Genomic DNA, 25,350 nt, shown 5'->3' on the forward strand with positions numbered 1-25,350 from the left:
TGTTGCCCCTAGCGTGCCCCGCATCGCACCGGTAGGACCACCGGTGTCCCCGGCACGACTGCCGAACGAGGTGCCCCATGACCGCGACCGCGGTTCGGACGACCGGTCTCATCCCCAGCCCCCGCGCCGCCGCCGACGACGCGGCGCCGACGGACGCCGGCGCGGGGACCGCCGCCGGCCGGGCGGCGGCCTACCAGCGCGTGCTGCACCAACTGGTCCGCCGGGAGCTGCGGCTGCTCGCCGACCTCGCCGCCTGGGCGCCCGACGACGAGGACGAGCGGACCACGGCGCTCACCCGGCACGCGCACCTGATCAGCCGAATCCTGCTGCACCACCACACCGTCGAGCGCGAGTCGGTGTGGCCGGTGCTCCTGCGTACCGCGGGCGGCGCGGCCCAGGACGCGGTCCGGGACTGGACGGCCGCCTGTGCGCGCCTCGACCACATGCTCCGCGACCTCGACACGGCCGCCCGGCAGTGGCAGGTGGCCGGCACGGCCCCCGCCCGCAACGCGTTCGCGGCGGCCTGCCGGGCGCTCGCCGATGCGGTGCGGGCCCAGACCGCCGAGGAGGAGCGCACCCTGCTCCCCCTGCTCGCCGAGCACCTGGCCGACGAGGACTGGGCCGCGATCGCCGCGTCGTCGCACTGCCGGCTGTCCGGACCGGAGCAGCTGTTCGTGCTCGGCCTGGCGCTCGAGGACTCCTGCGCCGGTGACCGCGCACGCCTCATCGACGGGCTCCCGCGGTCGGTGCGCGCCGCATGGCGGGTGTACGGCGCCCGCCGGTACCGGTCGGCGGTCGTGCGCCTGCGCGGCGCCCCGCCCGCGGCTTAGGCGGGGGCGTCAGGGCGGGTCAGTAGCGGGACGTCCCGCAGTCGCGGCAGCGCTTGCGCATCGTCGCCGTCACGCCGTGGCAGTTGTCGCAGACCCAGGTGGCCTGCTCGACGGGTCGCTCCGTGGTGGTCGTGCTCATGGCTGATCCCCCTCCTCGAGTGCTGGCAGGAACGCTAGGCAGCGAACGTGTCAGGAAGGTGACGCCTGGGTTGCGCTTGCCTCCCAACTAATTCCACGCCCCAGCGCAGCGATGAGTTCCGGCGCCGCCCCGGGTCGTCCCGGTATGACGACGACCTTCGTACTGGTGCCCGGCGCAGGTGGGGACACCCTGTTCTGGTACCGCCTCGTGGCCGAGCTGGATGACCGCGGGCACGCTGCACTCCCGGTCGAGCTGCCGGTCCGCGACGACTCGGCCGGCCTGGACGCCTACGCGGACGCGGTCGTGGCGGCGATCGGGAACCGCTCCCCCGTCGTGCTGGTCGCCCAGTCGATGGGCGGCCTCACCGCTCCCCTGGTGGCCGAACGGGTGCCCGCGCAGCTGCTGGTGCTGCTCAACGCGATGATCCCGCGACCCGGTGAGACCGGCGGCGAGTGGTGGACGGCCACCGGGCAGGGCGAGGCGGCCGCCGCCTACCGGCGAACCCTCGGCCTGCCCGCGGAGCTCGACGACGACGCCACCTACTTCCACGACGTCCCGGCCGACGTGGCCGCGGTCTACATGGACCAGGAGTTCGCCCAGTCCGGCCGGCCGTTCGAGGACCCCTGGCCGCTGGACCGCTGGCCCGACGTCGCCACGCGGGTGGTCGCCGGCCGCGAGGACCGGCTGTTCCCCCTGGAGTTCCAGCGGAAGCTCGCCGCCGAGCGGCTGGGTCTGGACGTCGACGAGGTGCCCGGCGGCCACTGCGCGGCGCTGAGCCACCCGGTCGAGCTCGCCGACCGGCTGGAGAGCTACCTCGGGTCGAGGTAGGCGACGCCGCTGTCGAGGTCGATCCGGGCCCAGGGCGGGGCGCCGTCCTCGACGTCGTCCCGGCGCATCTCCCGCACGCGCTGCTCCTCGAGGTCGACGGCCTTGCCGGGGAGGAGCGCGGCAGAGAAGACGTCCATCCCACCCGCGCTGAGGGCGTGCCGCTCGGCGGAGTGCAGCCGGCTGCGGCGGCCCAGCCGCGACCAGGCATGCTCGAACGCGGCCAGGACGACCAGGAGGATCACCAGGCCCGGCAGCGTCAGCGCGAACAGCGCACCCATGCGAGGACCCTAGCGCGGGAAGCGTGACAGCACGGTGGCTGCGCGTGCACAATGAGGAATTGCCGCGAATTGCGGCGAGCAAATGAATTACGACCATTCTAGCGGGAGACGAAAAGCTTGTCGACGGTTCGGCCCGAGGTCGCGCACGCGGCCGACCTGGCGGGAGAGCAGCAGTACGTGGGCGGTCTGTACACGCGCCTGGACGAGCTCCGGGCCCGCACGGTGCGGCGGCTCGAGGAGCAGCTGGCCCTGGTCCCGCACAACCCGCAGGCCATCGGGGAGCGCGAGGCGCAGGTGGAACTGCACACCCAGCGGATCGTCGCGCTCGACGCCGCGGAGAGCGGGCTCTGCTTCGGCCGCCTGGACCGCCACGACGCCGACGTCCCCCGCTACATCGGCCGCATCGGCCTCTCGGCCGAGGACGGCGCGGAGGAGCCGCTGCTCGTCGACTGGCGCGCCCCCGCCGCCCAGCCGTTCTACACCGCCACTCCCCTGCACGACCTGGGCGTCCGACGGCGCCGGCACATCCGCACTCGTGGCCGCACGGTCGAGTCCATCGCCGACGAGACGCTGGACCTCACCGCCCCCGACGTCGCCGAGCGCGCCGGCCCGGCCAGCGAGTCGGTGCTCCTCGCCGCGCTGAACGCCACCCGGACGGGGCGGATGACCGACATCGTCCGCACCATCCAGGCCGAGCAGGACCGGATCATCCGCGCCGATGCCCGCGGCGTCGTCGTCGTCCAGGGCGGCCCGGGCACCGGCAAGACCGCCGTCGCGCTGCACCGCGCCGCGTTCCTGCTCTACACCCACCGCGAGCGCCTGGCCCGGAGCGGTCTGCTCGTCGTCGGACCCACGCCGACGTTCCTGCGCTACATCGCCGACGTCCTCCCCTCCCTCGGCGAGACCGGCGTGGTGCTCACCGACCTGGGCGGACTGCGGCCCGGGCTGCACGCGCAGGCACCCGAGCGGCCGGAGGTCGCCGAGGTCAAGGGCCGGCTGGCCATGGCCGACGTGGTCGCCGCCGCCGTGCGCGGCCGGCAGGCAGTCCTCGACCGGCCGGTGGAGCTGGACATCGACGGGACGCTGCTGCGGTTCGCCAAGGCAGACGCCGCCCGGATCCGCTCCCGCGCCCGGAGCGCGTCCCGGATGCACAACGAGGCCCGGCCGGCCGCCGCCCGGGCGGTCATCGAGCTGGTCGCGCGCAAGTACGCCGACAAGCTCGGGGAGAACGTCCTCGGCGGCGCCAACCTGCTGGGCGAGGGCGACGTCGCGGCGCTGCGCCGGGAGGTCGCCGCCGAACCCGCCGTCCACTCCCTGATCGACCGGCTGTGGCCCCGGCTGACCGCCGAGAGCCTGGTCGCGGACCTGCTCGCCGACCCTGCGCGGCTGGCCGCCGCCACCCCGGGCTGGAGCGACGCCGACCGGGCTCTGCTGCACCGGCCTGCGTCGTCCCCGTGGACCCCGGCGGACGTCCCGCTGCTCGAGGAGGCCGACGAGCTCCTCGGCGTCGACGACTCCGCGCAGCGCGCGGCGGCCCGCCGGGAGGAGCAGCGCAGGCTGCGGCACGCGCAGGAGACCCTCGACCTGCTGCACGGCTCCCGCTCGCAGGACAGCGAGACCGAGGACGAGTCGGAGGAGCTGTCGGCCGGCGACCTGCTCGACGCGCAGAGCCTGGCCGAGCGCCAGGAGGAGGTCGACACCCGGTCCACCGCCGAGCGCGCCGCCGCCGACCGCAGCTGGACCTACGGGCACGTCATCGTCGACGAGGCGCAGGAGCTGTCGGCGATGGCGTGGCGGCTCCTGCTGCGCCGCTGCCCCACCCGCTCCATGACCGTGGTCGGTGACGTCGCGCAGACCGGTTCGGCGGCCGGGGCCTCGAGCTGGGCGGAGGTGCTCACCCCGCACCTCGGCTCGTCGTGGCGGCTGGAGGAGCTCACCGTCAACTACCGGACGCCGGCCGAGATCATGGCCGTGGCCGACGACGTCCTCGCCGCGGGCGGCTCGGGAGGGACGACCGCGCAGGCGGTGCGGTCCACCGGCATGCGGCCGTGGTCCCGGCGCGTCGACGAGGCCGCGCTGGCCGACGCGGTCGCCGAGGCCGCCGCGCAGTTCGACAAGGAGGACGGCACCCTCGCCGTCGTCGTCCCCCGCCACCGGCTGGACGCCGTCGCCGCGGCCGTCCGGACCCGGCTGCCCGAGGCGACCACCGACGGGGACCTCACGGCCGGCGCCGTCGTCCTGGCCCCCGAGAGCGCGAAGGGCCTGGAGTTCGACTCGGTGCTCGTCGTCGACCCGGTCGGGATCGTCGGCGAGGGGATCCGCGGGCACAACGACCTGTACGTGGCGCTCACCCGGGCGACCCAGCGGCTGGGCGTCGTCCACACCGGCGAGCTGCCGGCGATGCTGGCGGGGCTCGACGCCCGTTAGTCCTCGATGACGTCCAGGCCCTGCTCCCGCATCCGGGACAGGTTGTCCAGCATCCCCTGCAGGACCTCCGGATCGTGGCCCACCCAGTCGTCCACCTCGCCGACGACACGCAGCGGATGGCGGCTGCGGTAGGACTCCGTGACGTTGCCGGGGAACCGCTTGTCGGTGACGTTCGGGTCGTCCTCGAACGGGCCCAGGGGCTCGACGACGTAGATGCGTCCCCGCTCCCCGGTCCCGGCCATCGCGGTCGCCAGCTCCGCTCCCCAGACGGCCGTCTCCAGGACCGCGGTGAAGTAGACGTGGTTCATCACCCGGCCTTCGTGGAAGTTGGAGCCGCGGCCGGGAACGAGCTCGTCGCCGACCGCGAGCGCGGACCTCGTCCCGTGGAAGAAGGGTCCGGTGATGTGCTCGCAGTGCGCGTAGGTGACGGGGACGCGGGTGCTGGTCTCGTCCGGCATCCCGTCACCGTACGAGCGGCACGACGAAGGGCCCGGCAGCATCCGCTGCCGGGCCCCAGATGACGCGCCGGAGTCCGCTACAGGCGGGCCCACACGTCGTCACGCATCCTCAGGACGACCACGCCCGCCCAGCCGAGGCCGATCGCGACCAGGCCGGTGCCGATCGAGGGCAGCCACGGGTCGCCGGAGAAGAGCGTGAAGACGACCCAGCCGACGACGTTGAGCACCAGCGGGTAGACCGGGATGGCGCGGGCCCGCCAGGCGGCGTAGACGGCCAGGTTGATGCCGAGAGCGATGCCGAACACGCTGGTCGCCGCGATGATCGCGCCCTGTCCGTAGCTCCCGGCCAGGTTCCAGATCTCGAGCGCCTGGTCCGCGGGCAGGGAGTTGGCCAGCGCCACATCGTAGAAGTCGACGACGATGATGCCGGACAGGCCGGAGCCCAGGCCGGCGAGCAGCAGAGCCGCCAGCGACGTCCTCGGCGCTCCCCGGCGGGCCAGCCGGACGAGCGTGAACGCCGCCGGGACCAGCAGCAGGTAGCCGAAGTGCAGGACGACGGCGGCCCACAGGATGTTCGACTTGTGGTCGACCCCGGTCTGCAGGTACTCGGCGTGCGTCTCGTTCTGGTACGGGATCATCAGCAGACTGACGCACGTCAGCGTGCCCGCGCCCAGCAGCGAGAGCGCCCCGCCGATGCGGCGGAACCGGGTCTGCGGCTTCAGGTCGGTGGCCGCGCTGGTGGCCGGCTCGGTGGTCTGCTCGTTGGTCTGCTCGTTGGTGGCTGTCATCGGGATCGGGGTCCTTCCGGGGGTCGAGGTGTTCCGGGGAGAACCCTCGTGCGCCCGGCGTCCCCGGTCCCAGGGACGGCCGTCCCGAACTCCCGGGCGGCGCGAGATCGGCGATCTCGCCCCCTTGCGGACCCTGATGGGGACGAGATCGCCGATCTCGCCCCCAGGTCAGTCGGGCGTCGCGTAGCGGAACGCCGCCCGCTCGCCGCGCTCGAACGGCCGCCGGAAGGCCAGCCACCACAGCGTGGACGCCGGTCGTCCGAGGAACGTCGAAGCCGCGGCGCGCCCGTCGGGCGGGAGCTCGTGCATGACCCAGGCCAGCGTGAACGGGATCAGCTTGGCCGGGTAGCCGGAGCCGACCTGCTCGTCCAGGCGCGCCCAGTCCTCGGGGGTGAGGAAGCGCTGCACCAGGGCGAGCGCGTCCCGCTCCTCGTGACCGAGGTGGGCGCCGAGCCGCTCGGTGGTCCGCGTCAGGTCCGCGACCAGCGCCGCGTGGGCCGTCTCGTCGGACCGCCCCGCGAGCGTCGCGAAGCCGCGGTGGCACGCCGCCAGCATCGGGTCGATCTCGGCGTGCTCGGCCTCCATCGCCTCGAGGGTCGCCCGGTCCGCGGGAGACCCCCCGGCCTCGACCGCCGCGACCAGCACCGGCCAGATGTAGGCGTCCTCGCCGCTGTGGTGGTGGTGCAGGATCGCCGAGAAGCGCTGCCACCGCTGGTCCAGCGCCTGCCAGGTCCGGCGGTCGGCCACCGGGGTCCCCCGGACCGCCCGGGAGAAGTTCGCGAGGTCGCGCCGGAAGGCGTGGTGCATCAGGAACATCGGCGTGAGGTCGACCGGGCCGTCCGGCGCCGCGGCCTGCCCGGGCAAGGTCAGCTGACCGTGGGTCGACGTGCTGCTCATGCGGGGACACCTCCTGCTGGGCGGCCGCCTGCCGGCCGGCACGCCGTCACTGTCGTGGTCGGCACTTGGAGGCCACTGAAAGCGCACTGGGGTACGACGGGACCTGTTCCGGCGGGACCGCCCGGGGCAGGATGTCGCCCGTGCCGGGCGCCGCCGACCGCTCCCCCGTGCCCGGCGTGCGCCGCTGGCTACCGGGGCTCCTCGCCACGCTCGGGGTCGGCTGCACCCTCGCCGCACTGGCCGTCGGCGCGCTGGTCGAGGGCGCCCGGCCGGTCGACGCCGGCGACGCCACCCTCGGCATCCTATACCCGCTGGTCGCCGCGCTGGTCCTCGGCCGGCAGCCCGGCACCCTGGTCGGGCGCCTGCTCATGGTCAGCGCCGTCACCGGCCCCTATCTGCTGGCCGCCGAGTACGTGCTGCTCACCGGCACCACCGACGGTGTGCTGCCGTCCGCCGCCGCCTGGCTGGCCGCGTGGGGCTTCGTCCCCTACTACGTGATCGTCGCGCTGGTCCCGCTGTACTTCCCCGACGGGACGCTGCCCTCGCCGCGCTGGCGGCCGATCGCCCGGGTGCTGGCCACGGTGGTCATCGCCGGCACGGTCGCGGCGATGTTCCGCGACGGCCCGCTCGACTACGCCCCGGATTTCGGCAACCCGCTGGCCGTCGAGGGCGCCTGGGTGAACGCCGTCCTGCTGGTGTGCTCGTTCACCGCCTTCCTGGTCGGTGGTGGGGTCGGTGTCGCGGCCCAGCTCGTCCGCATGCGCCGGGCCTCGGGCGTCGAGCGGACTCGCCTGCAGTGGCTGCTGCTCGGGGAGTCGGTGCTGTTCGTCTGCGTCATCGCCTCCCTGGTACTCGACCTCCCGGTGGTGTCCAGCGCGCTGTTCGCCGTCGGGTTCGCCGCGCTGCCGGTCGCGGTCGCCGTCGCCGTGCTGCGGCACGGGCTCTTCGACGTCGGCCTGGTGGTCAGCCGCGCGGTGGTGTTCAGCGTCCTGTCCGGCCTGCTGCTCATCGCCTACGCGGTGCTGGTGGCGGTCGTCGGTGAGCTGAGCGCCGGCGAGCGGCGGTTCGCCGTGGCGGCAGCGGCCCTTGCGTCCCTCGCCGCCGCGGCCGGCTGGGAGCGGGCGCAGCGGGCGGTCGACCGGCTGCTCTACGGCGAGCGCCGCGATCCGCTTGCCGTCGCGACCCGGCTCGGTTCCCGGCTGGACTCCGCGGCCGCCCCCGCCGAGGCGCTCCAGGCGCTCGTCGACGAGACCGCCCGGGCGCTCCGGTTGCCCCGGGTGGAGATCACCCCGGCCGACCCCCGGCTCCCCGCCGCGACGTCGGCCGACGAGCGCCGGCTGGAGGGGACGCCCGATGTCCTGCCGCTGGTCACGCTGGGCCGCGAGGTGGGCCGGATGGCGGTCACCCACCGGCACCCGGGCGAGCGGTGGCGCCGGTCGGAGAAGGACGCCCTGAACGACGCCGCCCGGCGTGCCGCCGCCCTGGTCTGGGCGGCCGGGCTGGTCGCCGACCTGCAGGCCGGTCGCGAGCGGATCGTCGCCGGACGCGAGGAGGAGCGCCGCCGGCTCCGGCACGACCTGCACGACGGCGTCGGCCCCGAGCTCGCGAGCATGGCGCTGCAGCTCGAGCGGCTGGCCGGGAAGCTGTCCGGCGACCCGGCCCTGGCCGACCTCGCCGGCCGGCTGCGCGACCAGATGCGCCGCACCGTGGCGGCGGTCCGGCGCGCGGTCGACGACCTGCGACCGCCCGCCCTCGACGAGCTCGGCCTGGTGGAGGCGCTCCGCGAGCAGGTGGCCGCCTACCGGCTGCCGGTGCCGGCCGGCGGCGGCGGGGAGGCCGACGCCCGCGTCACCGTGACCGCCGAGCCCCTGCCGTCCCTGCGGGCGGCGGTCGAGGTGGCCGCCTACCGGATCGCCACGGAGGCGGTCGCCAACGCGGTCCGCCACGCCGGGGCGTCGACGTGCACGGTGTCGCTGGCACTGGTCGCCGAGGACCTGCTGGTGGAGGTGAGCGACGACGGCCGCGGCGTCCCGGCGGATGCGGCCCCGGGGGTCGGCTCGACGAGCATGCGCGAACGGGCGGCGGAACTCGGCGGCAGCCTCGACGTGACGTCCACGCCCGGCGCCGGCACCACCGTCCGCGCCCGGCTGCCGCTGGCCGCCCGATGAGCGCGCCGATCCGCGTGGTGGTCGTCGACGACCACCCGCTCTACCGCGAGGGTGTGGCCGACGCGCTCGGCGACGCCGACGACATCGATGTCGTGGGCACAGCGGCCGACGGCCAGACAGGGGTCGCCGTGGTGACCGACCTGCGGCCCGACGTCGTCCTCATGGACCTGCGCATGCCGGGCGGAGGCGGCGTCCCGGCGACGGCGGCCATCACCGCCCGCCTCCCGGGCACCTCGGTCGTCGTCCTCACCATGAGCGACGACGACTCGGTGTTCGCCGCCCTGCGCGCCGGTGCCCGCGGCTACCTCCTCAAGGAGAGCGAGGGCGCGGACATCGCCCGGGCCGTCCGGGCGGCGGCCCGCTCGGAAGCGGTGTTCGGGCCGCGGATCGCCGATCGCGTGCTGGCCTTCTTCGCGTCGTCCCGCGCCCGTGCCGCGGCGGTCCCCTTCCCCGACCTGACGGACCGCGAGCGCGAGGTGCTGGACCTGGTGGCGCACGGCCTGCCGAACGCCGCCATCGCCGCCCGGCTGTTCCTGAGCGAGAAGACGGTCCGCAACCGGGTGTCCGACGTGCTCACCAAGCTGCACGCCGCCAGCCGTGCGGAGGCGGTGGCACTGGCCCGCGACGCAGGACTGGGCCCTACCCCTGCCTGACGCTGCTCCGCACCTGCAGGACCACGCCGCTGGCCGGTCGGGCGGGGATGCGGTGCAGCGCGATGGTGAGGTCCTGCTCGGGCATGGCGACGTCGAGCTGGGCCAGCCTCGTGGCGAGGGCCGCCAGCAGCGCGACGGTGAGCTGCTCGCCGGGGCAGCGGTGGTTGGTGCGCGGGTCGCCGGCACCCTGCGGCACCAGCTCGAACTCACCGATGTCCCGGCCGAGGAAGCGCTCGGGCCGGAACGCGTACGGGTCGCCCCAGATCTCGGCGTCGTGGTTCTGCCCGTACAGGTCCAGCAGCACCATCGAGTTCCTGGGGATGCGTGCGCCGTCCCACTCCACCTCCCGCGGTGCCCGGCCGCCGATGAACGGCGCGAACGGGTAGAAGCGTCGCACCTCGTGCGCCCATGCCTCGGCGAACGCGTCGTCTCCGCTCGCCAGCCGCTTCCGGTTCTCCGGCCACCGGGCGAGCGCGTGCCCGGAGAACGCCAGGAACCAGGCGACGGCGGTCGTCGGCCGGATGATGTTCAGCAGCTCCACGGCGGCGATCCGCGGGTCCAGCTGCTCGCCGGCCGCATCCCGGTGCTGCGCGACCACCTCGACCGCGCTGCCGGCCGGCACCGTCGTGCGGCCGGTCCGGACGTCGTCGACCAGCTGCCCGAGCCAGGCCTCCCGGCGGCCGCGGGCGCGACGTGCCCGCCAGTGCCGGGGACCGCCGGTCGCGAAGCCGTCGACCATGGCCGTCAGGTCGCGGGCCACGCCCGGCACCTCGTCGTCGGTCACCGGCACCCCGGCCCATCGGCACACCGCCCCCGCGATCACCGTGGCCGCCTCGTCCATCAGCACGATCTGCGGACGGCCGGCCCAGCCGTCGACGGCCTCGTCCCAGGCATCGGTCGCCTGCCGAACCAGCGAGGCGATGCCGTCCTCACGCATGAGCAGCGCGATGAACATCGACTTCCGGACCCGGTGCTCGTCACCGTCGAGGGTGTGCACCGCTCCCTTGCCGAACAGCGTCCCCTGCACCGGCTCCGGGATGGCGTGCGCCCGCCGGACGTGGTCCTCGTCGTACAGGAACCGCGCGGCGGCGGGACCCTCGATCGCCGTGACCGGCAGGCCGCCGAGCCGTGCGCCGACGGTCCGGCCGACGGCGGCCCGCCGGCGGTCGGGTAGCCAGCCATAGCCCTTGGTCAGCAGCTGCAGCGCGTTCTCGGGGCGGGGGGTTCTCCGTCCGGGCATGGGGTGGGGGTTGCCCACGCGGACCACCGGACAACCCCGGGGTCAGGCCCCGCAGCCGCCGGCGCCGCACGCGCAGCCGGCGCACGCGGACGAGAGGGTGCGGGCCGGCGCGGGTGCCGGGCGGGCCGCGACCACGCGGAGGCTAGAGGCGCCCACCAGCACCGGCACGGCGAGGACGGCGACGGCCAGAGCGGCGATCACGGTGGCCACGTCGGCGGCCCGCTCCCAGTCCCGGCCGATGCCGGTCGCGACCAGCAGGCCGGTCACCAGCACCGCCCAGACCAGCAGCGCCTGGCCGCCCCGACGGGCCGCTCCGCCTCGGCCGAGCAGCGCGAGGCCCGTGCCGAGCAGCAGGAGGGGGACGGCGACGAGCAGAGCGGTGGCCGCGGCGGCCTCGGAGACCAGTGCGACGACGAGCGCCCCGGCGCCCAGCACCGCGGCCGTGGTGCCCAGCACCCGTGCCCGGCCGGCCAGCTCGGCGGGCGCCTCGGCCGTCCGCGCACCGCGCAGCAGCACCGCCCCGCGCCCGACGAGGAAGGCGCCGATCGCGCCGAGCAGCAGACGGGCACCGGCCTCGTCCCAGAGGACGGCGGTGACCGCGACGGCGAGCATCACGATCCCGAGCACGACCCAGCGGGGCCAGGTGCGCCGCGCGACCTCCGGCGCCACCTCGTCGGTGCTGCTGGTCAGGATGCCGGTTCCGCCGTTCGCCACGGCCCCAGTGTCCCTCACACGGACCGGTGCTTCCGCAGGCACCGCGACGGTGCCGTGTGCCACGCTGAACCGTTGTCGTTCCGCTGCCGAAGGAGCCCGGGGATGAGCGCACGGGGAACGGCCCGCTCGGCCATGGGTGCCGCCGATCGAGCCGGTGAGAACGACGGGCTGGAACACCTCGCGCGGGTCGGGCTGATCGCCTACGGCGTCGTGCACGTGCTGGTGGCCTGGCTGGCGCTGCAGCTGGCGTGGGGAGGGGCGGGCGAGTCCGCCGACCAGTCCGGCGCGATGCAGACCCTCGCCGAGTCGCCGCTGGGCACACCGCTGCTGTGGGTCGTCGCGGTCGGGCTGATCGCGCTCGCCGCCTGGCAGGCCGCGGAGATCCTCCGCTGGCGGCACGGCTGGTCGGCGTCGGGGAAGACGCGCACGCGAGCGCTCAAGAAGTCGGGGAAGGCCGTCGTCAAGGCGGCCATCTACGCCGCGCTGGCCGTGCTGGCGATCCGCTTCGCGTCGGGAAGCGGGCAGTCGAGCTCGCAGGAACAGCAGCAGACCACGGCCGGCGTGTTCGGCTGGCCGGCCGGACGGTGGCTGGTGGCGGCTGCCGGGCTCGTCCTGGTCGGCGTCGGCGTCTACCACGTCTACAAGGGTGTGACGAAGCGCTTCCTCAAGGAGATCGACACAACCGACTGCTCGAGGAGCGCTCTCCGGCTGGTGACGCGGCTGGGGCAGGTCGGCTTCCCGGGCAAGGGCATCGCCCTGGCGGTGGTCGGCGGGCTGCTCGTGTACGCCGCGATCACCTTCGATCCGGCCAAGGCGCAAGGTCTCGACGGAGCGATGCGGACGATCCTCGACCTGCCGGCGGGCCAGATCCTGCTGACCCTGGTCGCCCTCGGCATCGCGGCGTTCGGCGCGTTCTGCCTCGTGCGGGCCCGCTACCCCGAGCGCACCTGATCCCGCGGACGCTCGTGCTCTGAGTCTCCGGGGACTCAGAGCACGAGCGTCCGCACCCCCTCCGGTCGCCGCCCGCGGGCACGTCCCGGACGATCAGCGCGTGCCTTCCCCCCGCTCGCTGCTCGACCGGGTGCACGGCGTCGTCGAGCGGGCCAGGACGGTCACCGATCACCCGGTCCTCACCCACGTCGCCCGGGTCGGGCTCATCGCCTACGGAGCGATGCACCTGCTGATCGGCTACCTCGCCGTCCGGCTGGCCTTCCGGCTGCGGGGGGCGGACGCCGACCAGACCGGTGCGCTCCAGACGGTCGCCGACGGGCCCGGCGGCCGGGTGCTGCTGTGGGCGATCGGGCTCGGGATGCTGGCGCTGGCGCTGTGGCAGGGCGGCGAGGTGCTGCTCTGGTGGCGTGGACTGCTCGACCGCGCCCGCCGCCTGCGCACCGCGATCGTCTGCGTCAAGTGCCTGGCGAAGGCGGCCGTCTACGCCCTCCTCGGGATCACCGCCCTGCTGTTCGGCGTCGGCCTGGAGTACGAGGCGGACGAACGGCTGGCCGACCTCACCGACGAGGCCCTGGAGATCCCGGGCGGCGCGGCGCTGGTGTTCGTCGTCGCAGCGGGCGTGGTCGCCGTCGGTCTGTACACGCTGGTCCGCGGGTTCACCGGCGGCTTCATGCGGGACATCGACCTGCCGGCCGCCCCCGACCGCTGGGAACCGCTGATCGAGGGCCTCGGCCGGATCGGCTACGTCGCCAAGGGCATCGCCTTCGGCCTGGTGGGCGTCCTGCTGTGGCGGGCGGCGGCGTCGGCGGACGTCTCGACCGCGACCGGCCTGGACGGCGCCATGACCGCGATCGCCGGGGTGGCGGCCGGGCCCTGGCTGCTCACGGCGATCGCCGTCGGGTTCGCCGCGTTCGGGGTCTACGCCCTCGCGCGGGCGCGCTACCCCGACCGCGACCCCTCGAGCTGACGGCTACGTGCGCGGGCCACCGGCGACGTAGATGACCTGGCCGGACACGAAGCCGGCGCCCTCGCTGACCAGGAACGAGACGGTGTGCGCGATGTCCTCGGGCTGGCCGGCACGGGCGACCGGGATCGCCGCGGCGCGCTTCTGGACGTAGGGCTCCCACGCCTCCCCGATGCGCTCGGCGGTCGCCTTCGTCATGTCGGTGACGATGAAGCCGGGGGCGATCGCGTTGGCGGTGACGCCGAACTTGCCCAGCTCGATGGCGAGGGTCTTCGTGAAGCCCTGCAGCCCGGCCTTCGCGGTGGCGTAGTTGGCCTGCCCCCTGTTGCCCAGCGCGGAGGTGCTGGACAGGTTGACGATCCGGCCCCACCCCGCGTCGATCATGTGCTTCTGGGCCGCCCGGGTCATGAGGAACGAGCCGCGCAGGTGCACGTGCATGACCAGGTCCCAGTCGGCGTCGCTCATCTTGAACAGCATGTTGTCGCGGGTCACCCCGGCGTTGTTGACCAGCACGACCGGCGGGCCGAGCTCCGCGGCGATGCGGTCGACGGCGGCCTGCACCTGCTCGGCGTCGCCCACGTCGGCCCCCACGGCCAGCGCCCGGCCTCCCGCCGCCTCGATCGCCGCCACGGTGTCGCGGGCGTCATCCTCCTTCAGGTCGAGCACCGCCACGGCGAACCCGTCCTCGGCGAGCCGCCGTGCCGTGGCGGCACCGATGCCGCGAGCCGCACCGGTGACGATCGCGACCCGGCTCACGAGCCGACCCGCTCGAAGACGGCGGCCAGGCCCTGCCCGCCGCCGATGCACATCGTCTCCAGGCCGTAGCGGGCCTCGCGGCGGTCCATCTCGCGCAGCAGCGTGGCCAGGATCCGTCCCCCGGTCGCGCCGACCGGGTGACCCAGGGAGATGCCCGAGCCGTTGACGTTGGTCCGCTCCCAGTCGGTGTCGGTGAAGCCCCACTCGCGGGCGACGGCGAGCACCTGGGAGGCGAAGGCCTCGTTGAGCTCGATCAGGTCGATGTCCGACAGCTTCAGCTCGGCCTGGGCCAGCGCCTTCGCCGTCGCCGGGACCGGGCCGATGCCCATGGTCCCCGGCGGCACCCCTGCCACTCCCCAGGACACCAGCCGCGCGAGCGGACGCAGGCCAAGCTCGGCGGCCTTCTCCGGAGTGGTGACGACGGCGATCGCGGCGCCGTCGTTCTGGCCGCTGGCGTTGCCGGCGGTGACGGTGGCGTCCGGGTCGTCCTTGCCCATGATCGGGCGGAGCTTCGCCAGCGTCTCGACGTTCGAGTCGGGACGGATGTGCTCGTCGCGGTCGACGACGGTGTCGCTCTTCCGGCCCTTGACGGTCACCGGCACGATCTCGTCGGCGAACCGGCCCGCCTCGGCAGCGGCGGCCGCGCGCTGGTGGCTCCGGACGGAGTACTCGTCCTGCTCCTCGCGGCCGATCCGGTACTCGCGGCGCAGGTTCTCGGCGGTCTCGAGCATGCCGCCGGGCACCGGGTGGTTCCGGCCGCCGGCCGTGACCCGGCCGCGGGCCAGACCGTCCTGCAGCAGCACACCGGGGCCGGCCTTCACGCCCCAGCGCATGGCGGTGGAGTAGAACGGCGCGTTGCTCATCGACTCCGCACCACCGGCGAGGACCAGGTCGGACGCGCCGGACTGCACCTGCATCGCGGCGTACAGGACCGCCTGCAGGCCGGACCCGCACCGCCGGTCGATCTGGATGCCGGACGCGGTGACGGGGAGGCCGGCGTCGAGGGCTGCCACCCGGCCGATCGCCGGGGCGTCCATCGTCGGGTAGCAGTGGCCGAGGAGGACGTCCTCCACCGACTCCGGCGGCAGACCGGTGCGCTCCATGAGCGCACGGATCACCGTCGCCGCCAGCTCCTGCGCGGGCACGTCGCGCAGCGAGCCGCCGAAACCCCCCACCGGGGTACGCAACGGCTCGCAGATGACCGCATCTCGCACGGTGGTCCTCCCTGTTCTCCACGACCCTGTTCTCCATCACGGAGCCCGCCCCGTGGGCTGGGAGGGCGGGACCGAGTGTGCCCCCGCCCGGAACCGGGCGCGCGAGGGGCCCGCTCCCGGGTGGTCAGGGAACGGGCCGGGTGCTGCGGTTCAGCGGTTCAGGCCGTGCTCGTCAGGCCACGCCCTGCTGGGCGGGGAGCGCCGGGGTGCCGTCCACCTGCTCAGCCTGGAGCAGATCCCACAGGCCGGTGATCTGCAGGGGGCGGATCACGGCGCGGGAGGAGGCCTGTACCCGCAGGGTCACGCCCTGACGGACCGCACGACGGTGCGCGGCGGCCAGCACGCAGAGGCCCGCGGAGTCGAGGAAGGTCACCCGGCCGAGATCGACGGTGACATCGCGGACGTCGCCGTCGAGCAGCGAGTCGAGGTGCTGGCGGAGGACCGGGGCGGAGGTCGAGTCGATCTCACCGGCCGCGGTGACGCGGACGGCGGGGCCGGAACCGGAGACCTCGACGGAGACGAGGTCGGTGATCGGGGGGTCGAGCGAGGATGCGGTCACGGGCGTGCCTCTCGGACGGTAAGACCGAACCAGTGCCTGGTCTCGGGGGCGACGACGCAACTGGAGAGACGGCTGACTGTTGAACCGCTGCCCCTGACCGTAGGGAAATCAGCCCACGACTGCAAGGTCCATGGCGCCCAACCTTTCCCGTCCGTCACACGGGGAGGCGACGTGGGTCACCCGCACGGACGGCGGATACTGGCACGCGTGAACGCTCGGTGGTTGCTGGGCGGCGCGCTCGCCGTCGTGGGGTCGGTCGCGGCCTTCCTCCTCCTCGACCCGGTCGTCGCCGCGTTCGTGGCGATCGTGCTGGCAACGGTCGCGGTGCTCGCGGTGGTCGCCGGCGACTGGGACCGGCACTCCACCTACGAGGAGCGGGAGCTCGAGCGCGCGCGCCGCCGCAAGGAGAAGTGGGAGCGCGGCGCGGCCGCCCGCGAGCGGGACCGGGTCAAGTGGGAGGCGCACCGGGCACGCCAGGAGGCGCGGAAGGCGTCTCACCCCGACCGGTAATCCGCTCGACGCATCCGACGCCCCTCCCCTACCGTCCTCGGCATGCGGTACTCCGTGCGCCTGCGCACCCCCTGAGCTGACCTCCCGCGGAGCGGCCTCGCCGCCCGCCGTCCGCGCCCGTGTCGTACCCGGGCGTATGGCCCCCTGCAGGGTCCCGCCGCGAGCTTGCGAGCGGTGGGGAGCAGGGGGTCCCGTTCTCGCCCGGTTCCGGTCGCCGCACCTCGTGGTGCCGCCTGCCCGGGTTCCGCTCCCACCCGCCCGGAGGTTCTCCTTGTCACGCCCCACGCCCGTCAGCGACGGCCCAGCGGCCGACGCCCGCGCCTCGCTCCCCGAGCCCGCGACCGCGGCCTTCGACCGCCTCGCCGGCGCGGTCCTCTCGTCCCGGTCGGCACCGCTGGGTGCCCTTCTCCGGGCACAGCTGCCCGGCACGGCCGGGGTCCGGTGGCTGCGCCAGGAGGGCCTGCCGCCGACCACCCGGCCCACGGCGCTGACCGCCGCCCAGTGGCTCTCGCTGTTCGACTGCTGGACCTCCGCGCACCGGGCGCCCGGACCGCAGGCGCCGGGTGCGCAGCGCGGCGGGCGGCCGTCGACCCACGGCCACGCCCGCGGAACCGCCATCCCCCGCTGGGGCCAGTAAGGCCCCCTCCGGAGGCTCGCCGCGAGCCTGCGAGTGGTGAGAGGGAGGGGGTCCTTCACCAGTCCCCGACCGCGTCCTCGGCAGCCAGTTCGAGGGCGCGGTCGGGATGGCCGAACGCCTCGGCGAGGGCTTGTCGTCGCGTCCACGCTCCGGCCCGCCAGGCCAGGGCGCGGCCGAGGGCCTCCGGCGTGCCGTCGACGTGGTCGACGTCCACAGCCGGCCACCAGCTCACCCGCCGCCCGTCCACGACCAGCTCGTCGTGGACGGCGACCGAGCCGGTGAGGACCTCGACGCCCAGGCGGGCCGCGGCCAGGCCGGCGCCCGGGACGTCGGTCCACGACCGGCGCTCCCCGGCGGCCTCGGGTCCGGTCGGGGGCACCAGTTCCGTCGCCAGCGGCAGGTCCAGCAGGTCCGCGACCGCTCCGGGTGCCCCGCCGGCCGGCACCACGGGCAGTTCGACCAGTGGCTGTAACCAGGGCGCGTCGAGCACCACGGCGTCCGCCGCCACGGCGTCCGGGCCGATCCGCACCCGCTCCGGCGGATCGGCGTCCACCCCGTCCAGCGCCTCGGCCAGCCGCGCGTACACCGTCCGGAGCACCTCCGGGCGCACCGTCCGCCGCGGATCGCCCAGCCGGTCGAGCAGGTCGAGCGACGCATCGACGTCGGCGAGCACGTCCGCGACCGTCACCGCCGGGCGCAGCAGCGCCAGGACCTCCGGCGGGGCCGTCGCCGGTTCGTACAGTCCCTGTAACTCCGTGCTGGCGGGGTCCCGCAGCCGGTCGGGCCGCCGGCCCGCCAGCACCGGGTGGGTCGACAGCCACCAGCGCAGGTACCCGGGCACCGGAACACCCCCGAGGACGACGTCGGCCCGCGCCTCGGCCGGGAGCGCCACGAGGAGCGGCAGCGCGGCCGACCAGTCGTCGACCAGTTCGAGGTCGCGGACGGCCGTCACCGTCGGCCAGTCCGGTGGCGGCGCGTCGGGCGGCAGACGGTCCAGGACGGCGTCGACCCAGCGGTCGGCTCCGTCGACGTCGAGGTCGTCCGGATCGTCGGCGCGCACCAGCGCGAAGGTGTCGAGCACGCCGACCGCCCGCAGCGCGTCGGCGTCGACCGTCGCCGCGGTGCCGGCGTCCAGCACGCCCAGCGAACCCTCGGCGAGCAGGCCCGCGAACGGCGAGCCCGGGAGCACCAGCTCACCGGCCGGCGCCCACCCGCCGTCGGCGTCCGGCAGCGCGAGCCCGGCCAGCCACGGCAGCTCCCCCACCTCCGGCCGTGCGGCCCCCACGAGGGCGAGCACGGCCGCGGCCAGATCCTCCGGATCGGGTCCGCCGTCCAGCGGGTCCTCGACCGCGTCCATCGAGCCCTCGACCGCAGCCCGGACCGCCGGGTCGGCCAGCACGGCGGGCGCCGTCGCCGGTCGGGCGCCCAGCCGTTCGAGCAGCCGCCGCGCCGCCGGGTGCGTGACGGCGTCGGGCTCGGCCAGCCGCAGGCCGAGCGCGCCGAGCCGGTGGACCGGCAGCCCCTCCGCGGGGAGCAGCACTCCAGCGGGGCCGTGCGCGGTGCGGCCGTCGGCCAGCGGCACCGGGAGGGCGGCGAGCTCCGCGCGGTCCACGCCGTCGAGCGCGGCGTACAGCCCCGCCCACCAGGGCGCCGGCCGCGCCACTCCCCCCACGGCCTCGACCACCTCGGCGATCCCGATCCGCCGGACCCCGAGTGCGGCGAGGGCGGGACCGTCGGAGCGGCGGGACCAGGCGGCCGGCAGCAGGCCGGGGACGACGTCACCGAGGGCGGCCACCCGCTCGTCGGTCGGGTCGTGCAGCACCGCCGCGCGGCCGGGTGTCTGCCGCTGGTCGGGATCGGCCGCCACGGGGAGCCAGGCGGTGGCCCGCAGCCGGTCCAGCACGGCACCGCACAGGGCGGCGTCCAGCTCCGCACCGGCGAGCCCGGCCCGCGGCACCACTCCGAGCAGCGCCGGATCGGCGGGGAGACCCGACACCAGCTCCGCGCACGTCGCCGCGGCGGCGGCGACGAGGCAGTCCGTGACCGGACCGGGTGCGACGTGCCGCCGATCGGGACCGAGCGGGAACGGGGCGATCAGCCGCAGCGGCAGGGACAGCGGTTCGTCGCTCGGGGTCGGCGCGTGCACCACCTGCCCGCCGGCGAGGGGGCGCGGGCGGCAGTCGTCGTCCAGGGGGACGGCCGCGGTGACCGTCCACGCCCGGCGGGTCCGCTCCTCGACCGGCCGGGCGGCCAGCAGCTCGGCCGGCAGTTCGCCGGAGAGCTCCGCGACCGCCCAGGTCGTTGCCCGGCCGCCGTCGGTGATCCGCGCCGAACCGGCGGACCGGTCGATCCGGATGCGGCGCTCGCGGCCGTCGACCACGACGTCGACACCGGCCAGGCCCGGCAGGGCGAGCAGCAGCTCGGCCGGGAGGTCTGCCAGTGCCGCAGCGACCAGCGGACGGGCGCCGTCCCGCAGCGGCAGCACGACCTCCGTGGCGAACCCCGCAGGAGGCGTGGAGTCGGCGGGCCACGGCAACCGGAGCACGGGCACCGCACCCCGCCGGCGCCCGAGTTCGTGAGCCAGGGCGGGCAGGGCTCCGACCTCGGCACGCGTGGCGGCCGCGCTGAACCGCACCCCACCCGTGGTGGAGACCACTGCCGGTTCGTCGCTGACCGCCAGCACGGCGGCGAAGCCGACGCCGAAGCGCCCGACGCTCCCCGCGTCGTCCCGCTTGGCCGAGGCGCGCAGCGTCGCCAGGCCCTGGACGCCCGCCGCATCCAGCGGGGCTCCGGTGTTGGCCGCGCGCAGCGTCGTCCCCGTCAGCTCGAGCCGCAGCAGGCCCGGCGCGCCGGTCCGAGCGGCGGCGTCGGCGGCGTTCTGCGCCAGTTCCACCAGGAGCCGGTCGCGGTAGCCACCGCGGACGAGGTCCTCCTCGGCATTCGCGTCCTCGCGGAACCGCGCCGGGTCCGCGGCCCACGAGGACAGCACCCGCAGCCGGATGCCGGCGGTGCCGAAGCGGTCGCCGGTGCTGGCGTCCTGCATGCCCCGCCCCTCCCCGTACCGGACCGGGCGGCCCCCGGGGACCCCGACCCTAGTTCGGCGGCGGAACCGGCGATCTCCAACTTGCGGGTGACACAGGGGTTCGTGGTCGCCGTGACCGGGCACCGGGTGCGTCGACGACCACGGCCGGGCGCCGGCGTGGCAATCGGCCCGGACGAGGCCCGGCAACGAGGCGGTGACAGTGGCGCTCTGGCAACCTGCGCCGTCGCCGAGCGGGTTCCGCGAGCTGTGGTGCCAGGAACTGCACTCGCTGGCCGAGCTGGCCAAGCTGCGGGCACGCCTGCGCGCCAGCCTCACCGGCAGCGCCACGGTCATCCATCCCGAACGCGAGCACTGGTCCGAACGGGTGGTCCTCATCGCGGACGAGCTGGCCTCCAACGCGCTGCGGCACGGCGGCGCCCCCGTCGCCGCGGCCCTCGGCCACGCGGGCTCCCAGCGGCTGCTGGCCGTCAGCGACTCCTCCATGGAGGTCCCGCCGATGCCCGCCCAGGGCCGCGACCCGGGACTCGGCGGCTTCGGGCTGTACCTGGTCGCGGACCTCTCCTCCAGTCACGGCTGGTACCGCGAGCGCGGCACCAAGACCGTCTGGGCGGTCATCGACGCCGACGACTGAGGTGCCAGGTCCGCGCTGGTCGGCCTCTCCTCCAGCCGACCAAGTGACCCGCGGGTAACCTGCGCCACATGTCGCTCGCCGAGCAGTTGGACACGGTCACCGCCGCCTCCGCCGGAACCGTCGACCGCCACGCCACCACCCAGACCTTCGAGTCCACGAACCCCGCCACGGGCGCGGTCGTCGGCGTCTTCCCGGTGCACGACACCGACGCCGTCACCGAGACCGTGGAGCGGGCCCGCGCGGCGGCGACGCAGTGGGCCGAGCTCGGCTTCGACGGGCGCAAGGAGCGCCTGGCGGCCTACCGCGGCTACCTCGCCCGGCGGATGAACGAGCTGTCGGAGCTCGTCCACCGGGAGAACGGCAAGCCGCACGGCGACGCCATCCTCGAGATCACCCTGGCCATCGACCACCTCGCCTGGGCGGCCGGCCATGCCGGCAGGACCCTGGGCCGGCGCCGGGTCAGGGCCGGGATGCTGGCGGCCAACCACGCCGCCTACCTGGAGTACCAGCCGCTCGGCGTCGTCGGCGTGATCGGCCCGTGGAACTACCCGGTGTTCACGCCCATGGGCTCGATCGCCTACGCGCTCGCCGCGGGCAACGCCGTCGTGTTCAAGCCGTCCGAGCACACCCCCGCCATCGGCGCCTGGCTGGCCGCCGCCTGGCGGGCCGCCGTCCCCGACGCCGCCGACGCGTTCCAGGTCGTCACCGGCTTCGGTGAGACCGGTGCCGCCCTGTGCCGCGCCGGCGTGGGCAAGCTCGCCTTCACCGGCTCCGCCCCCACCGGCCGCAAGGTCATGGCCACCTGCGCCGAGACGCTCACGCCCGTGCTCATGGAGCTCGGCGGCAAGGACGCGATGATCGTCGACGACGACGCCGACGTGGTCGCCGCGGCCGACGCCGCCGTGTGGGGCGCGATGAGCAACGCCGGGCAGACCTGCATCGGCATCGAGCGGGTCTACGCCACCAGCAAGGTCTACGACCGGTTCGTCGCCGAGGTCACCGAGCAGGTGCGGAAGCTCCGCCCGGGTTCGGACGACGAGGCCACCTACGGCCCCATGACGATGGCGTCCCAGGGCGGTGTCGTGCGCGGCCACATCGAGGGCGCCGCGACCGCGGGGGGCCGCGTCGTGCGCGGGGACGCCGACCCGAGCCTCTTCCCCAACGAGAACTACCTCGCCCCGACGGTGCTGCTCGACGTCCCCGAGGACAACGTGGCCATCCGCGAGGAGACGTTCGGGCCCACGCTGTCGATCACGAAGGTGCGCGACGCCGAGGAGGCCCTGGAGCTGACGAACACGTCGGCCCACGGGCTCGGCGGATCGGTGTTCACGAAGTCCAAGGCGCGCGGGCTGGACCTCGCCCGGCGGATGCGCAGCGGGATGACGTCGGTGAACTCGGTGCTGACGTTCGCCTCGGTGCCGGCGCTGCCGTTCGGCGGGGTGGGCGACAGCGGCTTCGGGCGCATCCACGGGGAGGACGGGCTCAAGGAGTTCACCCGCGCCAAGGCCATCACCCGCCAGCGCTACGCGCTGCCGGTGAACCTGATGAGCTTCGGCCGGCCGGCGTCGGCGACCGACGCGGTGGCCCGCGTCATGGGCATGCTGCACGGACGGCACCGGTGAGCGCCGAGCCGGACACCGAGTTCGACGTCGTCGTCGTCGGAGCGGGCTCGGCCGGCTGCGCGCTGGCCGGCCGGCTGTCGGAGGACCCGACGCTGCGGGTGCTGCTCCTGGAGGCCGGCGGCTCGGACAAGGTCCTCGAGGTGCAGATCCCGGCCGGGCTCTACAAGACCTGGCGCACCCGCCTGGACTGGAACTACACGACCGAGGAGCAGCCCGGCCTCGACGGCCGCAAGCTGTTCTGGCCGCGCGGGAAGCTCCTGGGCGGGTCGTCGTCGATCAACGCGATGATCTACATGCGTGGCGCGGCGGCCGACTACGACGAGTGGGCCGACCTGACCGGTGACAAGGCCTGGTCCTACGACCACGTGCTGCCGCTGTTCCGCCGGATGGAGGACAACGCCCGGGGTGCCGACCGGTTCCACGGCGTCGGCGGTCCGCTGCGGGTGGAGGACCTCCGCTCGCCGCATCCGTGGACGCGGGCCGTCGTCGAGTCCGCCGTGGCCGCCGGCTACCCCCGCAACGACGACTTCAACGGTGCCGGCCTCGAGGGCGTCGGGCAGTACCAGGTGACCCAGAAGCGGGGCCGTCGCTGGTCGTCGGCCGACGCCTACCTGCACCCCGCGGAGCGCCGTCCGAACCTGACCGTGCGGACGGGCGCCCTCACCACCCGCGTGCTCGTCGAGAACGGCCGGGCGACCGGCGTCGAGTACCGCGCCGGCGGCAGGGTGCACACCGCCCGCGCCACCCGCGAGGTCGTGCTGTCGGGCGGGGCGGTCAACTCCCCGCAGCTGCTCATGCTGTCGGGCATCGGTCCGGCCGACCACCTGCGCGAGGTCGGCGTGGACGTCGTCCACGACCTGCCCGGCGTCGGCGGCGGCCTGCAGGACCACCCGCTGGTGCCGGTCGTGTGGCACGTGCGGTCGGGGAAGTCGCTGTCCCAGGCGGAGACGCCGACGGGGTACGCGCAGTGGTTCGGCGCCCGGCGCGGGCCGCTGACGTCGAACCTGGCCGAGGCGGGTCTGTTCACCCGGTCCGCTGCCGAACTGTCCGAGGTCGACCTGCAGATGCACTTCCTCCCGGTGAAGTTCTGGAAGCAGGCCGAGATCGACCCCGACGTCGACGCCTTCACGGCCGCGGTCGTGCTGGTGCACGTGCACTCGCGCGGTTCGGTGCGGCTGCGGTCGGCCGACCCGTCGTGGTCACCGGCGATCGACGCCGGGTACCTCACCGACGAGCGCGACCTCGACGCCCTGGTCTCCGGCGTCGAGAAGGCCCGGGAGATCGCGTCGGCGGGTCCGCTCGCCGCGGTGCTGGCCGGCGAGTGGTCGCCGGGCGGCACGGTGCACGGCCGGGAGGCGCTGCGGTCGTCGGTGCGGAACACCCTGGAGTCGCTGTACCACCCGGTGTCCTCCTGCCGGATGGGCACCGACGAGGAGGCCGTCGTCGACGCCGAGCTGCTGGTGCGCGGCATCGAGGGTCTCCGGGTGGTCGACGCCTCGGTGATGCCGACGCTGGTGCGCGGCAACACCAACGCCCCGACGATGATGATCGCCGAGCGGGCCTCGGACCTGATCCTGGGCCGCAGCGTCGACCCGGTCCTCGCCGCCGCCGGATAGCTCACCGGTAGGGCCGAAGTGGCCACTTCGGCCCTACCGTGGTTCAGCCGTGGGCCTGGGCGGCCGCGGCCTCCTCGGGGTCGGCGGGGAGCGCGGTCGCGGCGGGCGGCGGCAGGTTGCGGCGGATCGAGATCGAGGCGACCGCGGCCACCATGCAGAGCCCGCCGGCCAGGAACCAGGCGAGGTCGTAGGAGCCGGTGACGTCGCGGATCACGCCGCCCCCGAACGCGGCCACCGCGGAGCCCAGCTGGTGGGAGGCGAACACCCAGCCGAAGATGACGGGCGCGCGGGCCCCGAAGTGCTCGCGGCAGAGCGCCAGCGTCGGCGGCACGGTGGCCACCCAGTCCAGGCCGTAGAAGACGATGAACGCGATCATGCTGACGTGCAGGTCGGGCCCGAACAGGGTGGGCAGCGCGAACAGCGAGAGGCCGCGCAGCCCGTAGTAGGCAAGCAGCAGCACCCGCGGGTCGATCCGGTCGGTGAGCCAGCCCGAGAAGATCGTGCCGGCGATGTCGAACAGCCCGACCACGGCGAGCAGCCCGGCGGCCGTCGTGACCGGCATCCCGTGGTCGTGGGCGGCCGGGATGAAGTGCGGCTGCACCAGGCCGTTGGTCGACATCCCGCAGATGAAGAAGCCGCCCGCAAGCAGCCAGAAGGGCCGTGACCGCGCGGCGAGGACGAGTCCCTGCACCGCGGCCCGTGCGGCCCCGGTGCGCACCGGGTCGACGTCGTCGGCAGCCGTTCCGCCGTAGGGGACGACGCCGAGGTCGCGCGGCCGGTCGCGGAGCAGCCAGGCCACCAGCGGGAGGACCGCGAGCGCGGCGGCGGTGGTGCCGAGGGACGCCGCCCGCCAGCCCCATTCCGAGTCGATCCATGCCACCAGCGGCAGGAACACCAGCTGCCCCGCTGCACCGCCGGCGGTGAGGATGCCCGACACCAGCCCGCGCCGGGCGACGAACCAGCGGCCGGTCACCGTGGCCACCAGGGAGAGCGCCATGGCGCCGGCGCCCAGGCCGACGAGGACGCCCCACAGCAGGACCAGCTGCCAGCTCGCGGTCATGAAGACCGTCAGCCCGCTGCCGAGCGCCACGACGAGGAGCGCGGCCATCACCACCCGGCGGATCCCGAAGCGCTCCATGAGCGCGGCGGCGAACGGTGCGGTCAGCCCGTAGAGCGCCATGTTGATGGCGACCGCGGCCGAGATCGTGGACACCGACCAGCCGAACTCCGCCCGCAGCGGGTCGATCAGCACGCCCGGCACCGCACGGAAGGCGGCGGCACCCACGAGGGCCAGGAAGGTCACGGCGGCCACCCACCAGGCGGGGTGGACCCGGTAGGTGCGCTGCGGGGCGGAGACGGTCACGGCGGAGAGCATGACCGACGGATCCACGCGCGAGCGAGTGGCCGGGCAGCCAACATGTGCAAGG

General features: G+C 75.0%; 23 protein-coding genes. 12 read left to right on the top strand and 11 right to left on the bottom strand.

Features of this window, described 5'->3' with window-relative positions; all coding sequences use genetic code 11:
- Positions 1 to 77: 77 nt before the first annotated feature.
- Together CRP30_RS20775 and CRP30_RS20780 are read left to right on the top strand one after the other, a co-directional pair.
- A complete protein-coding gene (locus CRP30_RS20775) occupies positions 78 to 830 on the top strand; it encodes a hemerythrin domain-containing protein (protein ID WP_097185938.1) in 753 nt (250 codons plus the stop codon).
- Positions 831 to 1,113: 283 nt separating this feature from the next.
- A complete protein-coding gene (locus CRP30_RS20780; protein WP_097185939.1) occupies positions 1,114 to 1,797 on the top strand; it encodes an alpha/beta fold hydrolase in 684 nt (227 codons plus the stop codon).
- Here CRP30_RS20780 and CRP30_RS20785 read toward each other — a convergent pair.
- Positions 1,779 to 2,075: a DUF6191 domain-containing protein gene (locus CRP30_RS20785; protein WP_097185940.1), complete on the bottom strand. Its 297-nt coding sequence runs from the start codon at positions 2,073 to 2,075 to the stop codon at positions 1,779 to 1,781. The two genes, CRP30_RS20780 and CRP30_RS20785, sit on opposite strands and share 19 nt — an antisense overlap.
- A gap of 117 nt (positions 2,076 to 2,192) precedes the next feature.
- Between CRP30_RS20785 and CRP30_RS20790 the strand changes: the two genes are divergently transcribed.
- Positions 2,193 to 4,502, top strand: coding sequence for an ATP-binding domain-containing protein (locus CRP30_RS20790; protein WP_235003596.1), 2,310 nt, complete (start codon positions 2,193 to 2,195; stop codon positions 4,500 to 4,502).
- On the opposite strand, the gene arr is transcribed toward CRP30_RS20790, so the two are convergent.
- From arr to CRP30_RS20805, 3 genes are all read right to left on the bottom strand, one after another.
- Positions 4,499 to 4,960, bottom strand: a complete 462-nt coding sequence (gene arr, locus CRP30_RS20795; RefSeq protein WP_097185941.1) for an NAD(+)--rifampin ADP-ribosyltransferase — start codon at positions 4,958 to 4,960, stop codon at positions 4,499 to 4,501. The genes CRP30_RS20790 and arr overlap by 4 nt on opposite strands.
- 77 nt (positions 4,961 to 5,037) lie before the next feature.
- Positions 5,038 to 5,748 carry a hypothetical protein gene (locus tag CRP30_RS20800; protein WP_097185942.1) on the bottom strand — a complete coding sequence of 237 codons (711 nt, stop codon included), beginning with the start codon at positions 5,746 to 5,748 and terminating at the stop codon, positions 5,038 to 5,040.
- Between the two features lie 168 nt (positions 5,749 to 5,916).
- Positions 5,917 to 6,645, bottom strand: a complete 729-nt coding sequence (locus tag CRP30_RS20805; protein ID WP_097185943.1) for a hemerythrin domain-containing protein — start codon at positions 6,643 to 6,645, stop codon at positions 5,917 to 5,919.
- Between the two features lie 140 nt (positions 6,646 to 6,785).
- On the opposite strand from CRP30_RS20805, the gene CRP30_RS20810 reads away from it, so the two are divergent.
- Together CRP30_RS20810 and CRP30_RS20815 are read left to right on the top strand one after the other, a co-directional pair.
- Positions 6,786 to 8,813, top strand: coding sequence for a sensor histidine kinase (locus tag CRP30_RS20810; protein WP_159961832.1), 2,028 nt, complete (start codon positions 6,786 to 6,788; stop codon positions 8,811 to 8,813).
- Positions 8,810 to 9,466 carry a response regulator gene (locus CRP30_RS20815; protein WP_097185945.1) on the top strand — a complete coding sequence of 219 codons (657 nt, stop codon included), beginning with the start codon at positions 8,810 to 8,812 and terminating at the stop codon, positions 9,464 to 9,466. Before CRP30_RS20810 ends, CRP30_RS20815 begins: the two co-directional genes overlap by 4 nt.
- On the opposite strand, the gene CRP30_RS20820 is transcribed toward CRP30_RS20815, so the two are convergent.
- Positions 9,453 to 10,706, bottom strand: coding sequence for a cytochrome P450 (locus CRP30_RS20820; RefSeq protein ID WP_097186016.1), 1,254 nt, complete (start codon positions 10,704 to 10,706; stop codon positions 9,453 to 9,455). The two genes, CRP30_RS20815 and CRP30_RS20820, sit on opposite strands and share 14 nt — an antisense overlap.
- A gap of 42 nt (positions 10,707 to 10,748) precedes the next feature.
- Positions 10,749 to 11,420 (bottom strand): hypothetical protein, encoded by a 672-nt coding sequence (locus tag CRP30_RS20825; RefSeq protein ID WP_097185946.1) that lies wholly within the window; start codon positions 11,418 to 11,420, stop codon positions 10,749 to 10,751.
- A 102-nt stretch (positions 11,421 to 11,522) separates the two neighbouring features.
- Here CRP30_RS20825 and CRP30_RS20830 point away from each other — a divergent pair, with 102 nt between their 5' ends.
- Together CRP30_RS20830 and CRP30_RS20835 are read left to right on the top strand one after the other, a co-directional pair.
- Positions 11,523 to 12,371 (top strand): DUF1206 domain-containing protein, encoded by an 849-nt coding sequence (locus CRP30_RS20830; RefSeq protein ID WP_097185947.1) that lies wholly within the window; start codon positions 11,523 to 11,525, stop codon positions 12,369 to 12,371.
- Positions 12,372 to 12,471: 100 nt separating this feature from the next.
- A complete protein-coding gene (locus tag CRP30_RS20835) occupies positions 12,472 to 13,338 on the top strand; it encodes a DUF1206 domain-containing protein (RefSeq protein ID WP_097185948.1) in 867 nt (288 codons plus the stop codon).
- A 3-nt stretch (positions 13,339 to 13,341) separates the two neighbouring features.
- Here CRP30_RS20835 and fabG read toward each other — a convergent pair whose 3' ends face one another.
- The 3 genes from fabG to CRP30_RS20850 form a co-directional block, all read right to left on the bottom strand.
- Complete coding sequence (fabG, locus tag CRP30_RS20840; protein WP_097185949.1) at positions 13,342 to 14,091, bottom strand: 3-oxoacyl-ACP reductase FabG; 750 nt, start codon at positions 14,089 to 14,091, stop codon at positions 13,342 to 13,344.
- On the bottom strand, positions 14,088 to 15,305 hold the full coding sequence (locus tag CRP30_RS20845; protein ID WP_097185950.1) for an acetyl-CoA C-acetyltransferase: 1,218 nt from the start codon (positions 15,303 to 15,305) through the stop codon (positions 14,088 to 14,090). The genes fabG and CRP30_RS20845 overlap by 4 nt, the downstream gene beginning before the upstream one ends.
- A 172-nt stretch (positions 15,306 to 15,477) precedes the next feature.
- On the bottom strand, positions 15,478 to 15,864 hold the full coding sequence (locus CRP30_RS20850) for an STAS domain-containing protein (protein ID WP_159961834.1): 387 nt from the start codon (positions 15,862 to 15,864) through the stop codon (positions 15,478 to 15,480).
- Between the two features lie 207 nt (positions 15,865 to 16,071).
- Between CRP30_RS20850 and CRP30_RS20855 the strand changes: the two genes are divergently transcribed.
- Both CRP30_RS20855 and CRP30_RS20860 read left to right on the top strand, forming a co-directional pair.
- On the top strand, positions 16,072 to 16,374 hold the full coding sequence (locus CRP30_RS20855; RefSeq protein WP_097185952.1) for a hypothetical protein: 303 nt from the start codon (positions 16,072 to 16,074) through the stop codon (positions 16,372 to 16,374).
- A 271-nt stretch (positions 16,375 to 16,645) separates the two neighbouring features.
- Positions 16,646 to 17,011, top strand: a complete 366-nt coding sequence (locus CRP30_RS20860) for a hypothetical protein (RefSeq protein WP_097185953.1) — start codon at positions 16,646 to 16,648, stop codon at positions 17,009 to 17,011.
- 55 nt (positions 17,012 to 17,066) lie between these two features.
- On the opposite strand, the gene CRP30_RS20865 is transcribed toward CRP30_RS20860, so the two are convergent.
- Complete coding sequence (locus tag CRP30_RS20865; protein WP_097185954.1) at positions 17,067 to 20,054, bottom strand: sacsin N-terminal ATP-binding-like domain-containing protein; 2,988 nt, start codon at positions 20,052 to 20,054, stop codon at positions 17,067 to 17,069.
- Between the two features lie 199 nt (positions 20,055 to 20,253).
- On the opposite strand from CRP30_RS20865, the gene CRP30_RS20870 reads away from it, so the two are divergent.
- The 3 genes from CRP30_RS20870 to CRP30_RS20880 all read left to right on the top strand — a co-directional run bounded on the left by CRP30_RS20870 (position 20,254) and on the right by CRP30_RS20880 (position 23,923).
- Positions 20,254 to 20,685, top strand: a complete 432-nt coding sequence (locus CRP30_RS20870; protein WP_097185955.1) for an ATP-binding protein — start codon at positions 20,254 to 20,256, stop codon at positions 20,683 to 20,685.
- Positions 20,686 to 20,753: 68 nt separating this feature from the next.
- The gene (locus CRP30_RS20875; protein ID WP_097185956.1) at positions 20,754 to 22,307 is read left to right on the top strand and encodes an aldehyde dehydrogenase family protein; all 1,554 of its coding nucleotides are present in this window, start codon (positions 20,754 to 20,756) and stop codon (positions 22,305 to 22,307) included.
- Positions 22,304 to 23,923 carry a GMC family oxidoreductase gene (locus tag CRP30_RS20880; RefSeq protein WP_097185957.1) on the top strand — a complete coding sequence of 540 codons (1,620 nt, stop codon included), beginning with the start codon at positions 22,304 to 22,306 and terminating at the stop codon, positions 23,921 to 23,923. Before CRP30_RS20875 ends, CRP30_RS20880 begins: the two co-directional genes overlap by 4 nt.
- A gap of 43 nt (positions 23,924 to 23,966) precedes the next feature.
- Here CRP30_RS20880 and CRP30_RS20885 read toward each other — a convergent pair whose 3' ends face one another.
- Positions 23,967 to 25,286 carry an MFS transporter gene (locus CRP30_RS20885; protein WP_235003597.1) on the bottom strand — a complete coding sequence of 440 codons (1,320 nt, stop codon included), beginning with the start codon at positions 25,284 to 25,286 and terminating at the stop codon, positions 23,967 to 23,969.
- Between the last annotated feature and the right edge of the window lie 64 nt (positions 25,287 to 25,350).

Source organism: Blastococcus haudaquaticus, assembly GCF_900230285.1.
Classification (GTDB): Bacteria; Actinomycetota; Actinomycetes; order Mycobacteriales; family Geodermatophilaceae; genus Blastococcus_B; species Blastococcus_B haudaquaticus.

Coding starts and splice junctions, on each gene's coding strand:
- CRP30_RS20775 (WP_097185938.1), top strand. CDS start 78: ATGACCGCGACCGCGGTTCGGACGACCGGTCTCATCCCCAGCCCCCGC.
- CRP30_RS20780 (WP_097185939.1), top strand. CDS start 1,114: ATGACGACGACCTTCGTACTGGTGCCCGGCGCAGGTGGGGACACCCTG.
- CRP30_RS20785 (WP_097185940.1), bottom strand. CDS start 2,075: ATGGGTGCGCTGTTCGCGCTGACGCTGCCGGGCCTGGTGATCCTCCTG.
- arr (WP_097185941.1), bottom strand. CDS start 4,960: ATGCCGGACGAGACCAGCACCCGCGTCCCCGTCACCTACGCGCACTGC.
- CRP30_RS20800 (WP_097185942.1), bottom strand. CDS start 5,748: ATGACAGCCACCAACGAGCAGACCAACGAGCAGACCACCGAGCCGGCC.
- CRP30_RS20805 (WP_097185943.1), bottom strand. CDS start 6,645: ATGAGCAGCACGTCGACCCACGGTCAGCTGACCTTGCCCGGGCAGGCC.
- CRP30_RS20815 (WP_097185945.1), top strand. CDS start 8,810: ATGAGCGCGCCGATCCGCGTGGTGGTCGTCGACGACCACCCGCTCTAC.
- CRP30_RS20820 (WP_097186016.1), bottom strand. CDS start 10,706: ATGCCCGGACGGAGAACCCCCCGCCCCGAGAACGCGCTGCAGCTGCTG.
- CRP30_RS20830 (WP_097185947.1), top strand. CDS start 11,523: ATGAGCGCACGGGGAACGGCCCGCTCGGCCATGGGTGCCGCCGATCGA.
- CRP30_RS20865 (WP_097185954.1), bottom strand. CDS start 20,054: ATGCAGGACGCCAGCACCGGCGACCGCTTCGGCACCGCCGGCATCCGG.
- CRP30_RS20875 (WP_097185956.1), top strand. CDS start 20,754: ATGTCGCTCGCCGAGCAGTTGGACACGGTCACCGCCGCCTCCGCCGGA.